The sequence below is a fragment of the Corynebacterium sp. HMSC036D02 genome (assembly GCF_001836165.1).
GTDB lineage: Bacteria > Actinomycetota > Actinomycetes > Mycobacteriales > Mycobacteriaceae > Corynebacterium.
Map to the genome: position 1 here is coordinate 113,093 of NZ_KV827677.1, position 15,185 is coordinate 128,277.

Below are 15,185 nucleotides of genomic sequence, written 5' to 3' on the forward strand. Positions count from 1 at the left end.
AAGTTGTTCGCCGCGCCTGCGGCGGGCTCAGGTGGTGAATGCATCTATACAGCTAGGAGGTTGTGTAGATGTTAGGCGATAGAAAGCTACGTGAGCGGTATGTGCAGGCGTATCTGCATGATGCGCGTCCGATGTCGGTGATCCTCAAGGAGTTGGGGGGGCTCGAAGGCTACGGCGAAGGTGTGGCGCCAGGCTGAGGGCCTTAGCCGTGGCAAGCGCCGTCGGAGCCTGAATGAGGATAAGTACAAAGATCAATACCAAAAGATCATTGCTATTGTAGAAAGCGGTCGGTCTGCGCATAGTGCACTGAAAGAGACAGGTTTCCCACAGACCGCTTACCGATACCTTGCGCAAGACGGTATCGAACTCGCCAATACCAGTCGCGGTGGAGCCATACAACACGAGCGGGATCGCATTGCCCAAGCTTTGAAACTTGTGGATGCTGGCAAAAGCTATAAACAGGCCGGCCAGGTTGTTGATCGCTGCACTGCCACGGTGAAAACGTGGCACCATAATCGCATGTATGAGCGTTGGATACTCAATGATCATCCCACTGAATCCGAATCGAAGGTAGGACGCGGAAAGCGTCTTATCCGCCATGACCGAATAGCGATAGCCTATCTGCTTGATCAGGGTCTTACTCACCGTGAGATTGCAGCCCACCTTGGCCGGAATCAGTCGACGATTAGCAGGGAAATCGCCCGTGGGATGACTGAGCATGGCTACGATGCCCTCGTGGCGCAAAAGCGGGCTGTAGACCGTTTAGCCAGGCCTAAACCCCGTAAACTCGATACCAACCCGCAGTTGCGGGCCTTTGTCATCGAGGAGTTGAACACGAAGTGGTCACCTTCCCCTTGGCTGCTGAGCCCTGCCCCCCTAGGAACAAAACTCGGGGCACTTCAATCTACGAGCGTTACTAGTAGTACTTCGTTACTTCTGTGTGGAGCTGTGATCGATAAATTGGCAGGGGATATACACCTAATTAGGGGTGATTTTACAACTGTTAGTTTCCTAATAGGAATTATCTGTTACTCTGGGTAAGGAGCACCTAATATGCGTGTTTCCCTCGTCACGGATAATCGTTTTCACGAAATTTACAGGAGTTCTTATGCGCAATCGCGCCACAAGATTCATCATGGCTTTATCTACAGCAGCAGTTCTCGCATTTGGTTTAATCATTCCACCAAGTGCTACTGCCCAAAACCTGGGGAATCTTACCCCCTTGCCCGCATCAACAATTGACTTAGACGCTGAAATTCGCGTAGACACCAGTGATGTCACAGATGAGGACATCATGAATGTTCAAGACGAGATCAAGGTGATGAACGAGTCCGCCGACCCGTACGGTTACTTCGCATCCCTGTCAGCTAATGAACAACGCGCAATCATTGCTGCAGTTGAACGTGCCAGGGTCACTGACATCAATCCTCAGGTAGCGCCTTTTGCGACCACCCAGTCGGACCCCTACCGGATATATATCCAGGGCCTTGAAATGCTGTCCTGCATCGCGCTGGTCGATGTAGTATCATGCGGCATCGCCAATCAGGCAGCCACAACCGCGAGTACGGAAGCGCAGAACCGGTTTCCTGGCGCCACATCACTCCGCAATGGAAAGGGCGATGCTTTTCGGCACTGCTCGTGGAATGCCCTGATGACGATGAGAATCGGTGCAGATGCAGTTGAACGCATTGCTACTAACCACGAAACTGTCGCTCAAGGGCCAGCGGATCAGACCCGCATGGACCTGTATAACAATGCCCAAGGTCGATTTCTTGGATCTGCTTTCGCAAGTAGTGGCGACGAAGCTGCTGCTCTGAACCAGTGCGCCCTCTGGGCAAGGATTGGACTGCTATCTACACTTTCCTAGGATAGGCACGAGAAGGAGGTTATGTTAATGAGACGCATGATGGCACGGATAGGGTTCACTAGTATTGTCTCCCTATCACTCTCCTCTTGTAGTTTTAATGACCCATTGGCTTCTCATCTCGCGTCCCTAGAACGATCGGGACATGCAATCCCCGTTACTGAGTCCATCACACTGGAGGAACTCTACGGACCAGAGTGGACTGAGTTTTCGCTCGTGTGCCCATACACTCCGTATCAAACAGTCAAAGAAACACTTGTGGTTGATGATCCCCCTGTTCCAGAACACGGCTTCACCGAAGAGGCAAACTTCCTCTTTCTTAGAGGAAAGGGCGACAGCGAACAATGGGTGAGGTTCTCTCGACAGGCTCTCGATCTGTGTTCTCCATCAAGTCCGCCTTCTTTAATCATGGAGTCAACGACAGTTGCTCTCAGTTTTTCTCTGGATAATCCGGGTAGTGCTTGGACTCTAACCGGCTTGAACAAGTAGTCGTATGGGCTCGCTGCTTGATGTGCATGATTCCGCCACGACTGTCGATAAGTTAATCGAGATGTTTACCGGAAAAATACGCAACAACACCAAAACACTGACCTGGGACCAAGGTGTGGAACTAGCCCAAGTAGACAGGCTGAGCATCGAACGTGGGCTCGCAGTCTACTTCTGTGATCCGCACTCACCCTGGCAGCGTCCTACCAATGAAAACACCAACGGGCTAGTCCGAGACTTCCTACCCAAAGGAAGCGACTTTAGTACCCTGACGCTTCAAAAGGCGTTCAACACATTCAAGACCTACTCAACGGGCGCCCCAGAGAAGTCCTCAACTGGTACACACCAGAAGAGAGAATCCAAGAACTATTCAAGTGATGCATCCACCACTTGAAACCGCCTGCGGCGGGCGGGAAAACTTTGGCAACAAGGGCACCTCAGCGAGGCCGTACTATGCACCCAACTCAACCCTCAGCTAATTCCTTGAGTGCTGCCAAGTGGCCGTCGAAGGCAATCTTGCCTTGCTCAGTCAATGCGACCCACACCGAGTCCTTCGCACGGCTGGTGCCGTACTCGCGGAAGCGAGTCACGTAGCCGGCTTTTTCCAGAGCTCCGAGCTGCTTAGACAGGGAGGCATCGGAAAGCTCCGTGCGGTCGCGCAACACGGCGAATTTCATCTCACGGTTGACCTCCCCACCTTGTGTGGCTCCGAAGGCATTGAGCGTGGCGCAAATCTTAAAGCGGTTGAGTGGGTGGATTACCGGATCGATTCCATTCATCGCGGCATCCTATTCAGCGCACCGGTGTGCAACGTCCAAAAGACCGCCAAGGCGCACAGTACACCTGCGATGCACGAGGCAATAACGTGTCCTTCAACGAAAGGATTGAAGAGTGCCGGCAGAAACATAAATCCTAGGCCCGCAAAATAACGCCAAGTGATACTTCGTGACGCATGAGGATCCACCTTTTGACGCATCGAATCCCGCACCCCCGTGCGGTAAAAGAAGGCAAGACTCGCCAATAGCCCGAGTACAAGAAGCAGTCCACCAACAAGAACGAGAGGATGGACGTCATCCTTGATCCACATGTAGGCAAACCACGCGCCGTACGCGGCCGATGCGAGCAAGCTCAGCCAGATAGGCGGCCGCTTCGCTGCGGCCGCCTTCTGTCGCTCCTCAAATGCGAGTGCGTCACGAACATCCTGATCAGACAAAACTAAAGCTCCCCTCCTGCGGCACCAAAGTCATTGTTTTCCATCACGGAAACCAACTTACTTTACGCAATGGAAAACAACAACAGTTAGTGGATAACCGCAGGCTGGGAACCTAGAAACGCGCTAACAGCGCCTAGCTCAACGGGTTAACGCCAGCGCCAAACCACCAGATAGCCACGAGCGCGGCAACGCCAATGACGACGAAGACCCACGAGGTTGCCAGCGGGCGGCGGGTCCAGGAGCGATTGAAGTCAAGGGAGATGAATCCCGGACCGGTGAACTGCAGGGCCACCGCGATAACAAATAGCACCAGACCCAGCCAGACGCTCTCATTCCAGGCAAAGACATCCAACCCGGCACCGGAGGCGTTGAGGCCGTGAATAGCTGAGAAGCCCGTGACGATAAGGCCGAACATGGCCGCCAGCGGTGTAACTAGCCCCAGCAGCAGGAAGGCGCCGGCGATGAGCTGAACAGTCGGCACGCCGATGGCTAAGGCCGCTGCCATGGTGTACTCGCCAAACTCCTTTTCCAATCCCGACAGGCCCTCATTGCCGCCGAGTTTGAAGAAGGTTGTAGCACCCGCCACGAGCAGGTAAACGCTGAGTGCCAAGCGCACGAAGAGCAGGCCGAAGTCGATGGTGCCGCGGCGTACTGGCTCAGGCTTCTCCTCCACCGCTGCCGCCTCGGAGTCCACGGCGGGGTCGGCAACTGCAACCGTGCTTGGTGCCTCTTCATAGGTCTCAGTTGCTGCGGTTGCCGATACCGGCATAGCAGTTGTCTCTGTTTCAGACTCTGCCGTCGCCTCCGCGCGCGGGAAGGCGGTGGTCTCGGTCTCGGCTTCCGCGGCGGCACTGTCGAAAGACAAGGAGTCGCGGGAAGCGCTCTCAAAGGTTTCGGTCTTGGCCTCAGGCTCTGCCTCAACGGCAGGCTCCTCAGCCTTCTTCGGCTTAATCACCTGCGGCTCAGCGCGTCCGGGACGCTGGAAGAGGCTGCTCTTCTTCAGCTTATCGGTAGCTTCTGCCTCAGGCGCGCTGTCCTTCACGGAGTCTTTCCCCGTGTAGGTCGGGATATCGTCATCGAAGTCGGTGGCTTTATCAGGAGTTTTATCGCTCATGCCTCCAACTTAAGGCAGCACAGCCCCCTTATGGTGCATCTTTATCGGCGCGGCGCGAAGCTAAAACCGCACGGCCCGCGTCTAAGACATCTGCAGTGAGGTCCGCAAGCAACTCCGATTCCAGCCGCCAGCGTTGCCAATAGAGGTCAATGTCGAGCGGGAAGTCGTCGAGAAGCACCAGCTCCCCCGTCTCCAGCAGGGGCTGTACCTGCAGGCGCGGCACCAAACCCCAGCCCAGGCCGTAGCGCACTGCTTCGACGTAGCTCTCCGAAGAAGGAATCTGTGACACCCGCGCACGCAGAACATGGGAATCAATGAAGCGCTCGCGCATGGCGTCATCCAAGGTGGCATCGTTCGGACCGAAGCCCACGATGGGCAGGGTCTCCCAGTCTTCGAAAGTCTCCGCCAGAGCGGGCGCGGCGACGGCAAAGTAGCGCATCGTTCCGAGGTATGTGGATTCACAACCCGAGACCGCGGTCTGCTCGCGCGTGACCGCGCCCAGCACATCCCCGCGGCGCAACATGGCGAGCGTACGGGCCTCATCTTCGATGCGAATGCGCAGCGCCGCCTCACCGCGTTGCGCGGTCTGCTGGATCACAGGGCGGAACCACGTGGCCAGGGAATCCGAGTTGATCGCAACGGTGAGCGGAACGCGGGACAGGCGCTCGGTAAGCCGGGCATCCGCTTCGGCTTGAACCAGCGCCATGCGCCTCGCGGCTTGGGCGACGATCTCCCCTGCCTCGGTCACGGTGACGGGAGTGCCGCGGCGCAGCAGGATTCGACCAGTCGATACTTCCAACGCCTTGATGCGTTGACTGACGGCCGAAGGAGTGATTCCCAACACAGCCGCAGCCCCCTCGAAGGAACCTTCATCGATGATGGCCAGCAGCGTTTCAGTATGGAGCGGGTTCATGAAGCTATATTAAACCAGCTGTAGAACATTTAACTGGACTTCATATGACGCTATGCGCAGACTAGAAGCCATGTCAGTATTGCTTGCAGGATTTGCGCTGGGCCTGTCCCTCATCATCGCCATCGGACCGCAGAATGCCTTCATCATCAAGATGGGCATTAAACGCGACCATGTCGGCCCCATCCTGTTGGCATGCTTGCTTTCCGACGTCATCCTGATCACCGGCGGCACCGCAGGCGTCGGTGTCCTTGTGGAGCGCTTCCCCACCGCGCTCGTCGTGGTGAAGTACCTCGGCGCGGCCTACCTCATCTACTTCGGCTTCACGTGCTTCCGCGATGCCTTCAAGAAGCAACAGGATGCGCTGGTCATCGAGGAAACCGCACCCGTGGCGCAGGTGGTTGATGAGAATTCGGGTTCCTCTGGGACACCGGGGAACTCAGTGCTTACGAAGATCCGCCCCCGCGTGCGCTCAAAATCCTGGGTCAAGCCCGTCCTCGGTGCGTTGGCGCTGACGTGGCTTAACCCCCTGGCCTACGTTGACGCGCTAGTCATGCTGGGCTCCATTGCAAACCAATATGGCGACCAGCGCTGGGTGTTCGCAGCAGGCGCCATCATGGCCAGCGCAGTGTGGTTCCCCTCCCTAGGCTTTGGCGCCTACAAGCTCTCCCACGTGCTGGCCAAGCCGACGACGTGGCGCGTGGTCAACATCGTCATCGGCTGCGTCATGATTGCACTAACGGCGAAGCTCCTGCTCCTCTAGTTCTTCGTTGATTCTTCTGGGAGCTCTTCGTCTTCGGCGGGATCTCCCACTGCGCCGGTTTCCTCGACCCAAGCCTTGATTTCTTCGTCGCTGCGGTCCTGCTCCACAGCCTCGCGTTCGGTGTAGTAGGAGTGGTCGTTGCGGTTTTCCTCCCACTCTTCCCTGTCGAAGTCAAGCTCTTCATCCGAGTCCAACTCCTCGACCACATCGGAAACGAGGTCCTCGAAGAGGGCTTCATCATCCATGTTGGAATCGGCGATCTGCTGGCCGATCTCGTCGTCGTAACGCGCCGCGTCATATTCCGAGTCGGGGTGCAGCTTGAGGTGCAGCAATGCGCGGATGCGCTCGCGGCGCAGGCCCTCGTCCTTGATCTTGCCCAGGGAGCGCAGCCATCCGATCACCAGAATGACGACGAGCACGATACCCATGTAACCCAGCACCGGGTAGACGTACTGCATCAGGGATTTGAAGCCGGCGAAAGAAACGGCGAAGCCAGCGAGGCAGCCGGCGATGAAAATAATGCGGTACTTCGCCTCGTTGCCAGAAGACAAACGCTTGCCCAGCGCGTAGAACATACCGATGGCCGTGTTGAAGATCATCAGGTAGATGATGATGGCCATGATGACACCGAGTGTCGGGTGGACGCTATCTACCAAGGTCAACATCGGAATATCGGAATCGCCAACGTTCTCTGCATTCATGAGCAGTGAGAAACCAGCAATACCCATGAGCACCGCGTAGACCGCGCCGCCAACAATGCCGCCGACGCCTGCTTCGCGCGGGCTAATGTCATCACCGCCGATGACAAGGGACATCGAGACCGCCAGGATAAGAGCCAGGCCGTTGTAGTTCAGCGCGGATACGAGCCAGAACGGAATCGGGGACTCGATCGCTTCAGAGGCACTAATGGCCGCATCAACGTTCTCCGGCATGTGCAGCAGCGTGTAGGTGCCTACAAAGAGAACGGCGATAATGATGGTCGGCGTGAGAAGACCAATAACCTGTGACACCTTATCCACATCAAACATGCCTGTGATGAGAACAAGCACAAGCATGAGCAGCGAGCCTACCCAAGCCGGCCAGCCGAACTGCTGTTGCATGTTGGAGCCGGCACCAGCCAGCATGACAAAGCCGACCGCAAAGAGCGTGAGGATTACCGCGACATCCAGAATGCGCGAAATGATCGGGTGAGTGATGTTCCTGAACACTTGGTTGTGCTCGCTGGCATGGAAGTAGCTTCCCAACTGGAGGAAGACCGTGCCGGCAAGGGTCATGACCAAACCAGCAACGAGGATGCCCCACATGCCGGGAATACCGAAAGACGTAAAGTACTGGACAGCTTCCTGTCCCGTGGCAAAGCCCGCACCCACGAGCAAGCCAATGAAGGACAAAGCGATGCCCACGACGTTTTTATAAGACACGTTTTCCTATCTGTTTTCTAGTTTCTTCTCTTTATTCTTCAGGGGTAGCGCATAGAAACGCGCCATACTTTGGTCGAAGTACGGCGGCATACATTTACCACCGTACGCCAACGAGATAGGAAAACATGTGTGCGGCCGTGGAGAGCTTGCTCCAATAGCCGCTAAAGCATGAGCCGGCTCACCTCTTAGTGCTCAGCAAACGTCGTCGTATCGATGACGAAGCGGAACTTAACGTCACCCGCCACGACCCGGTCATAGGCCGCATCAACCTCGTCGACACCCACCTTTTCGATCACCGCGCCTAAGCCGTGCTCGGCGCAGAAGTCCAGCATCTCCTGGGTTTCCGCGATGCCACCAATATTGTTACCGGTGAGCACCTTGCCGCCGCCGACGAGGCGGTTGAGGCGCAGCGGGAGCGCCTCCGGCGGGAGCCCCACGACAGACATAATGCCGCGGGGTTTAAGCATCCCCAGGTAGTCCTCGAGGCTGTACTCGGCGGAAATGGTCGAGAGGATGAAATCGAACTCCCCGCGGTGCTTCCTGAAGAAGTCTTCCTCCTCGGTGGTGGCCAAGGTGCGGCTCGCCCCCAGCTCTGCAGCTTCTTCAGCCTTGCGAGAAGTGCGCGAGATGACGGTGACCTCTGCGCCCTTCGCGGCAGCAATCTGCACACCCATGTGTCCCAAGCCGCCTAAGCCCACGACGGCTACCTTCTGGCCTTCCTTAACATCCCAGCGCGCCAACGGAGAGTACGTGGTGATACCGGCGCACAGCAGGGGCGCTGCTATGTCGAAGTCGAGAGCATCCGGAATGCGGAGAACGAAGTTCTCGTTCACAACGACCTTCTCGGCGTAGCCGCCTTGGGTAATCGTGCCATCGACATCCGTGGAGTTATAGGTGCCGACGTTGCCGTTCAGGCAGTTCTGTTCCATTCCTGCCTGACACTGCTCGCACTCGCCGCAGGAGTTCACGAGGCAACCCACACCAACGCGGTCTCCCACCTTAAATTTGGTGACCTCCTCCCCCACGGCGGAGACCACACCGGCGATCTCATGGCCGACGGTCAGCGGGAAGTGCGCCTCGCCCCAATCGTTGCGGATGGTGTGGATATCCGAATGGCAAATGCCCGCGGCCTTAATGTCGATAACCACGTCATCGGCGCGCGGGTCACGACGCTGGATAGTCACGACCTGAAAAGGTTCTTTAGGTCCGGTCTTCTGAAGGGCTTTAGCAGAAATAGTCATGGCGACCACGGTACCCCGTAGTCGCCTGACCTCGCCTAATGGAAATTTTTGCCAACTAGACTGCTCGCCTAGGAGAGCTTCTTCGCAATCAGCTTGTTGACCTGTCCTGGGTCAGCCTTACCCTGGGTGGCCTTCATGACCGCACCCACGATGGCACCGGTGACCTTCTTGTTGCCGGCCTTGTACTTCTCCACGATGTCCGGGTTAGCGGCCAGGGCATCATCGACGGCCTTCTCGATCGCGCCATCATCGCGCACGACCTCGAGCCCGCGCTTGGCGACGACCTCGTCGACGTCACCCTCTCCGGCCAGCACGCCGTCGACCGCCTGGCGAGCCAGCTTGGTGGTCAGTTTGCCTTCCTTGACCAGCTCAACAACGCGTGCGACCTGCGCCGGGGTGATATCAAGAGCGCTCAGTTCAACGCCAGCCTCATTGGCCTTACCGGTCAGGTAGGACACCCACCAGGAGCGGGCCTCGTCCGGAGTGGTGCCGGCTTCCACTGTTTCGATAATGAGATCGAGAGCGCCGGCGTTGACCAGGTCACGCATCTCCTCGTCCTTGAGGCCCCACTCCTCCTGGATGCGGGCGCGGCGAATCCACGGCATCTCCGGCAGGGTCTGGCGGATTTCCTCGACCCACTCGCGGGAGACAATCACCGGCGGCAGGTCCGGGTCGTTGAAGTAACGGTAGTCCTCCGCGGTCTCCTTCGGACGGCCCTTGGAAGTCGAACCATCCGTTTCCTGGTAATGGCGGGTTTCCTGGACGATCTCGCCACCGTCGACAAGCACCTGCGCCTGGCGCTGCATCTCAAAGCGCACCGCCTGCTCGACCGAGCGCAGGGAGTTGATGTTCTTGGTTTCGGTACGGGTGCCGAACTCCTCCTGGCCCACCGGGCGCAGCGAAACGTTGGAATCCACGCGCATCGAGCCTTGATCCATGCGGGCATCGGACACGCCCAGTGCCGCGACGAGCTCACGCAGAGCAGAAACATAGGCGCGGGCGACCTCGGGGGCGCGCTCGCCAGCACCAATGATCGGCTTGGTCACAATCTCGATTAGCGGGATGCCGGCACGGTTGCAGTCCACCAGCGAGGTCGTTGCGCCGTGAATGCGGCCATCGGCACCACCCAGGTGGGTCAGCTTGCCGGTGTCCTCCTCCATGTGAGCGCGCTCAATCTCAACGCGCCACTCAGTGCCGTCGTCGAGGACGACGTCGAGGTAGCCGTCATAAGCAATCGGCTCATCGTACTGAGAGATCTGGTAGTTCTTCGGCTGGTCCGGGTAGAAGTAATTCTTGCGGGCAAAGCGCGAAGACTCCGCAATCTTGCAGTTCAGCGCCAGGCCAATCTTGATGGCGCCTTCCACACCCTTGGAGTTCACCACCGGCAAGGCGCCTGGCAGGCCGAGGGACACCGGGTCCACGTTGGAGTTGGGGGCTGCGTTGAAGTTCGTGGGCGAGGTGGAGAACATCTTGGTCTCCGTATTGAGCTCCACGTGAACTTCCATGCCCATAACGGGATCGAACTTTTCAAGGACCTCGTCATAGTCCATCAGGTCATACATCGCAGCAGTCATGCGTGCCATCTTAGTATGTCAGCGCGACACCGTGCGCAACCGCCTAACCCAACAAGGTAATGCCGTGCGTAATGAGAATCTTGGCTATCATCGCCGCCGGATAGACCATGGCATAGCCCAAAGAAACTCGCTGGTCAGTATTCGTGCGGTTGTTAACAAAAGCCAACACCGCCGGTTGCGTTTGCGCGCCCGCCATGGCTCCCGCAGTCTTTGTTGCACCAACGTGCAGGAAACGCCGCATTACGAAGGCGAACCCGGCAGCCACCAGCGTGGTGATGATTGCACCGAGCAGGAGAATTTTCCACCACGAACCACCCGTGAAGGCGCCTGCAATCTCCCCACCCGCATTTGTTCCGGCTTGCGCCAAGAAGAGCAGCAGGCCCAGCTCGGAAAGAATCGTGTTGGCCGAGTGCGGCAGTGCGGTCACCGTGTTGCCGATGCGCCCGATGCGCGCCATGATCAGCGCCACGATGAGGACGCCCGCGGCAGCGCCGAGGCTAAAGGAAGAGCCGCCTGGAAGCGGGATTTCGAGGTGGCCCACGAAAACTCCGAGGGCCATGCCTAAGCCAAGGGAGACCGGGTTGATATCCGTTAGTCCTTGGGAGGAGTCACCGAGAAAAGTCGAAATCTCCCGCAGGGACTTCTTGGAACCGACGACGCGCACGCGGTCCCCCAGCTCCACGATGTGTTCGGGGATTGCCACCTGGTCGTTATCGGCGCGACGAACTCGCGAGATTCGCGCGCCCCAACGATCCGCCAGTTGATTATTCAGCTCCGCGATGGTCAGACCAGCCAAGTTGTGCTCCGACACCGTAATGCGGCGAAAATCTAGCTCGTGACGGTCATCGTTGAGGATCTGCGGCGACTCGCGCCCAGCATGCTCAATGATGTTGTCTAGGTCTTCCGGGGCACCAACGAGCGTGACCACGTCACCGGGGTGCAGCACGTCGAAGAATTTCGGCAAAACGATAAGGTTGCTGCCCACGCGGCGCAGGCGTGTTACCTGCACTTCCCCATTGCCGATGTCGGCGAGCTCTGCAACGGAGGTCTCACGCAGAATCTGCATGTGCTGACGCGTGACGGGTGACAGGGTGTCGTCGTCATTACCGGCGTCGCGAAGCACTAGCACAGTCGCCGCGAGCATACCGATGACACCAAACAAATAAGACACCGCATAGCCCACCGTTGCTGAGCCCGGATCACCTGTAGCCTCTGAGGCCGCCGCCAAAGCCGGGGTATTTGTCACCGCGCCGGCGAAGGTACCAGCGATAGTGGCACTCGACAGACCAAAGACATAGGTCCCCAGCCCCCAAGCTGCGAGGGCGGCGACGATGAAGACCGCGATCATGGAAAGCACGGGGCCGGTCGCAGTCTTCAGCGATTTGAAAAAGGACACGCCGGAGTTGTTGCCAATACCAAAGGCAAAGAGCACCAAACCAAACATTCCCAAAATGGGAGGAACGGAGGCTTCGACGCCAACGGCGGAGGCGGCGGCCGAGAAGGCGATGCCCAAGAAAAGCACGGCCGCCGCGCCCAAGCTGATGCCCCGTGTCTTGATACCGCCGAGGGCCATGCCAAGGCCAATTAGCAGGAACACCAACAGAACCGGCTGATCAGCCAGGAAAGCTAATACGCTTGTCATGATTCCTTTATCAACTAAGGGTGAGCCCTAATGGTGTTTAACCAAAGAGGGCTTGAGCGTTGGCATAACGCTTGGCCGGAACCACCTTTAGCTTGCCCACAGCATCTTCGAGCGGCACGAGGTCGATGTTTTCTCCGTGCAGGGCCACACACATACCGGACTGGCCGTTGTGCGCAGCGCGGGCGGCATGAGTGCCGTAGCGGGTTGCCAGGACGCGGTCATATGCAGTCGGCGTACCACCGCGCTGGATGTGGCCAAGGACGGTGGTGCGCACGTCATAACCAGTGCGCTTCTTGATCTCATCACCGATGACCTGGCCAATACCATTGAAGGTCTGGTGGCCGAACTGGTCCACACCGCCTTCTTCGAAGTCCATGGTGCCTTCCTTGGGCAGGGCGCCTTCGGCAACGCAGACAATGCCGTACTTCTCACCCATCTGGAAGCGGCGCTCCATTGCCTTGGTGATATCTGCGATATCGAAAGGAACCTCAGGGATCACCGTGTAGTGTGCACCGCCAGCCATGCCGGCGTGCAACGCGATCCAACCAACGTGGCGGCCCATGACCTCAACGATGAGGATGCGGTCGTGGGATTCAGCGGTGGTGTGGAGACGATCGATCGCATCGGTAGCGACGGAGACCGCGGTGTCGAAGCCAAAGGTATAGTCCGTTGCATTGACGTCATTATCAATTGTCTTCGGCACGCCGACGACTGGAATGCCATTATCGGACAGCCACTTGGCACCCTTCAGTGTTCCCTCACCGCCAATGGCGATGAGCGCATCGACCTCGGCATCAGCCATGTTGGCTTTGATGGTATCCAGCCCAGCCTTGAACTTATCTGGGTGGAGGCGGCCGGTACCGAGGATGGTTCCGCCGCGCAGGAGGATACGGTCAATCTCAGCGTCGTCATAAAGGTCACGGCGGCGGTCTTCCATCAGACCTACCCAGCCGTCCTCGTAGCCGACGACTGTATCGCCGAACTCGTTGGAAGCGGTACGAACGACCGCGCGGATAACAGCATTCAGACCGGGGCAATCACCACCGGATGTCAGTACAGCAAGACGCATGACACCCAATCTACTCGCTTCGCTGTAGCCTCGCAGTTTCCGCTACGGCATGCAAGGTATCCCGGAAGAAGAGGGATGACACGCATCCCACTGCCAAGATGGCGACAATGACCGCCAAAGAGTTCGCGGCTCCGGCGACCTGCATGACTGCCGACACGCCGGCCACACCAATCACAGAGCCCACCTGTCGCGATGTGTTGTAGACACCAGATGCTGCACCCATGAGATGTGCATCAATATCGCGCATCGTCGTTGCTGCGTTGGAGCCCCAAATGAAAGATTGCCCTGCACCCAACGCTGCGCACGGCAGGCTCAGCCACCAGGCCGACACTTCGGCCTGCATGAGGAACCACAGCGCGATGAAGGTAGCAATCAAAATGCCGAAGCCTGTAACCGCCAATCGTCGCGGATGCAGCTTATCCGCCAGAATCCCCGCCAGCGGCGACACACACAGGGAGACCAAAGCCATCGGCGTGACGATCATTCCGGCATCGCCCGCCGATACCCCCTGTTCAACCTGCAGCCACATCATGATCGGAATCATCATTGACGCCGCCATGAACCCCATGGACACAATCGCTACAGAACCAACGGAATAGTTGCGGTCCTTAAACAATACGAGAGGGACGAGCGCTGCCATCCCACGGTCTTTTTGCAGGCGCACGAAGATGGCCATGCCGACAACCCCTGTGACAAGAAGGGCCCAAATCCACCACGGCCAGCCCGTCTCTGGCCCTTGTTGCACGGCAAAGACGAAGCAGGTCAACGCGACAAACGACGCCCCTACCGACACGAAGTCAATCCTCCCCGACGCCGTCGGCAAAGCAGGCACCCACAGCCCGGACAGAACAATGGCTGCAATGACAAAAGGAATGTGGATCCAAAACACAGCTTGCCACCCGAAGGCGCCGACTACGAAACCCCCTAATAGCGGTCCAGCGAGTGTGGCCAGCGAACCTACGACGCCCCAGGCGCCCAGCGCACGGCCGCGCCGCTCACGGGGGAAGATTCGGTTGATCACTGCCATGGTCTGGGGCATCTGAATGGAGGCACCTAGCCCCTGCAGGGCACGTGCGGCGATGAGAAATTCTACGGATGGTGCCAGCGCGCAAAGTAGCGCTCCAAGGCCAAAGAGGCCGTTGCCTAGCTGGAACATTCGCTTCTGCCCGTAGATATCCCCTAGCCTTCCGGTGAACAGGAGGGGCACGACCACGGCGAGCAAATAGATGGCGGAGACCCACAGCACCTGATTGACGTCGGCGTTGAACTCCCGGCGGACGTCGGGAAGCGCAACAGCAATCATCGATTGATCGAGCAACGACATAAAGAAGCCCAGTGACAGCGCAGCCATGGCGAGCCAAGCCTGCTTTTCTGAGATAGTAGTTGCTGCGAGTTTCATGGAGCGAAGTCTAGCCACCATCCGCGCACGCGGCCTAAACTGAAGCGCATGGGAATGATTGACATCAAGAAACCACAGGATGTGTCGACGGCCGCGACCGTCACACTGGGACTCATTGGCGGTTGGCTCACAGCGCGGGAGACAGGAATCCGTCCGCTTGGCGGCGTTGTGCTCGCTGCCGCTGGCGCCTGGGCGGGCCGGAGTTGGTGGGCTAAGACAAACCCGGCCACTACCGCCGGCCTGGCAGCTCTATACACCGGCGCTTTTGGCCTCTCCCACCCGCTGGCTAAGAAGATTGGGTCCTGGCCCGCAGTCCTGACCGTCACCGCCGCAAGTGCGGGCGCTGCTTACGCGCTTTCCGACGCCCAGTAGATCCCTCCCAAGCCCCTTCGCGCTGTCCTTGACAGCCGGAGGGGCGTTTCACGTTTGTACACAGGCAAACGCCCCAACCATTTCATGTCGAACGTGCTGGCTAACCCGTGGTGACTA

At 58.1% G+C, this 15,185-nt stretch carries 16 protein-coding genes; 5 read left to right on the forward strand and 11 right to left on the reverse strand.

Features of this window, described 5'->3' with window-relative positions; all coding sequences use genetic code 11:
• Nucleotides 1-144: 144 nt before the first annotated feature.
• Nucleotides 145-645, reverse strand: a complete 501-nt coding sequence (locus HMPREF2743_RS12940; protein ID WP_070511642.1) for a hypothetical protein — start codon at nt 643-645, stop codon at nt 145-147.
• Here HMPREF2743_RS12940 and HMPREF2743_RS13035 point away from each other — a divergent pair.
• The 3 genes from HMPREF2743_RS13035 (at nt 622) to HMPREF2743_RS06090 (ending at nt 2,744) form a co-directional block, all read left to right on the forward strand.
• Nucleotides 622-1,041, forward strand: a complete 420-nt coding sequence (locus HMPREF2743_RS13035) for a transposase (protein ID WP_371325906.1) — start codon at nt 622-624, stop codon at nt 1,039-1,041. The genes HMPREF2743_RS12940 and HMPREF2743_RS13035 overlap by 24 nt on opposite strands.
• Before the next feature lie 67 nt (nt 1,042-1,108).
• Complete coding sequence (locus tag HMPREF2743_RS12945; RefSeq protein ID WP_246824470.1) at nt 1,109-1,867, forward strand: DUF6973 domain-containing protein; 759 nt, start codon at nt 1,109-1,111, stop codon at nt 1,865-1,867.
• Between the two features lie 490 nt (nt 1,868-2,357).
• Nucleotides 2,358-2,744 (forward strand): IS30 family transposase, encoded by a 387-nt coding sequence (locus tag HMPREF2743_RS06090; protein WP_070511640.1) that lies wholly within the window; start codon nt 2,358-2,360, stop codon nt 2,742-2,744.
• Between the two features lie 70 nt (nt 2,745-2,814).
• Here HMPREF2743_RS06090 and HMPREF2743_RS06095 read toward each other — a convergent pair whose 3' ends face one another.
• From HMPREF2743_RS06095 to HMPREF2743_RS06110, 4 genes are all read right to left on the reverse strand, one after another.
• The gene (locus tag HMPREF2743_RS06095) at nt 2,815-3,129 is read right to left on the reverse strand and encodes a transcriptional regulator (protein WP_070818391.1); all 315 of its coding nucleotides are present in this window, start codon (nt 3,127-3,129) and stop codon (nt 2,815-2,817) included.
• Complete coding sequence (locus tag HMPREF2743_RS06100) at nt 3,126-3,563, reverse strand: hypothetical protein (protein ID WP_070744016.1); 438 nt, start codon at nt 3,561-3,563, stop codon at nt 3,126-3,128. The genes HMPREF2743_RS06095 and HMPREF2743_RS06100 overlap by 4 nt, the downstream gene beginning before the upstream one ends.
• A 133-nt stretch (nt 3,564-3,696) precedes the next feature.
• Entirely contained in the window at nt 3,697-4,677 is a 981-nt protein-coding gene (locus tag HMPREF2743_RS06105; protein WP_070818392.1) for a DoxX family protein, read from the reverse strand.
• Nucleotides 4,678-4,705: 28 nt separating this feature from the next.
• Complete coding sequence (locus HMPREF2743_RS06110; RefSeq protein ID WP_070744012.1) at nt 4,706-5,590, reverse strand: LysR family transcriptional regulator ArgP; 885 nt, start codon at nt 5,588-5,590, stop codon at nt 4,706-4,708.
• A gap of 70 nt (nt 5,591-5,660) precedes the next feature.
• On the opposite strand from HMPREF2743_RS06110, the gene HMPREF2743_RS06115 reads away from it, so the two are divergent.
• A complete protein-coding gene (locus HMPREF2743_RS06115) occupies nt 5,661-6,350 on the forward strand; it encodes a LysE/ArgO family amino acid transporter (RefSeq protein WP_070744010.1) in 690 nt (229 codons plus the stop codon).
• On the opposite strand, the gene HMPREF2743_RS06120 is transcribed toward HMPREF2743_RS06115, so the two are convergent.
• The 6 genes from HMPREF2743_RS06120 to HMPREF2743_RS06145 all read right to left on the reverse strand — a co-directional run bounded on the left by HMPREF2743_RS06120 (nt 6,347) and on the right by HMPREF2743_RS06145 (nt 14,696).
• Nucleotides 6,347-7,771 carry a YkvI family membrane protein gene (locus HMPREF2743_RS06120; protein ID WP_070818393.1) on the reverse strand — a complete coding sequence of 475 codons (1,425 nt, stop codon included), beginning with the start codon at nt 7,769-7,771 and terminating at the stop codon, nt 6,347-6,349. The genes HMPREF2743_RS06115 and HMPREF2743_RS06120 overlap by 4 nt on opposite strands.
• Before the next feature lie 185 nt (nt 7,772-7,956).
• Nucleotides 7,957-9,012, reverse strand: a complete 1,056-nt coding sequence (locus HMPREF2743_RS06125) for an NAD(P)-dependent alcohol dehydrogenase (protein WP_070516447.1) — start codon at nt 9,010-9,012, stop codon at nt 7,957-7,959.
• Nucleotides 9,013-9,080: 68 nt separating this feature from the next.
• The gene (gatB, locus tag HMPREF2743_RS06130) at nt 9,081-10,586 is read right to left on the reverse strand and encodes an Asp-tRNA(Asn)/Glu-tRNA(Gln) amidotransferase subunit GatB (protein WP_070818394.1); all 1,506 of its coding nucleotides are present in this window, start codon (nt 10,584-10,586) and stop codon (nt 9,081-9,083) included.
• Nucleotides 10,587-10,629: 43 nt separating this feature from the next.
• On the reverse strand, nt 10,630-12,228 hold the full coding sequence (locus tag HMPREF2743_RS06135; RefSeq protein WP_070744008.1) for an aspartate:alanine exchanger family transporter: 1,599 nt from the start codon (nt 12,226-12,228) through the stop codon (nt 10,630-10,632).
• Between the two features lie 37 nt (nt 12,229-12,265).
• Complete coding sequence (locus HMPREF2743_RS06140) at nt 12,266-13,297, reverse strand: 6-phosphofructokinase (RefSeq protein ID WP_010186971.1); 1,032 nt, start codon at nt 13,295-13,297, stop codon at nt 12,266-12,268.
• 10 nt (nt 13,298-13,307) lie between these two features.
• Nucleotides 13,308-14,696 (reverse strand): MFS transporter, encoded by a 1,389-nt coding sequence (locus HMPREF2743_RS06145; protein WP_070818395.1) that lies wholly within the window; start codon nt 14,694-14,696, stop codon nt 13,308-13,310.
• 48 nt (nt 14,697-14,744) lie between these two features.
• On the opposite strand from HMPREF2743_RS06145, the gene HMPREF2743_RS06150 reads away from it, so the two are divergent.
• Nucleotides 14,745-15,068 (forward strand): hypothetical protein, encoded by a 324-nt coding sequence (locus HMPREF2743_RS06150; RefSeq protein ID WP_070818396.1) that lies wholly within the window; start codon nt 14,745-14,747, stop codon nt 15,066-15,068.
• The last annotated feature ends 117 nt before the right edge of the window (nt 15,069-15,185 follow it).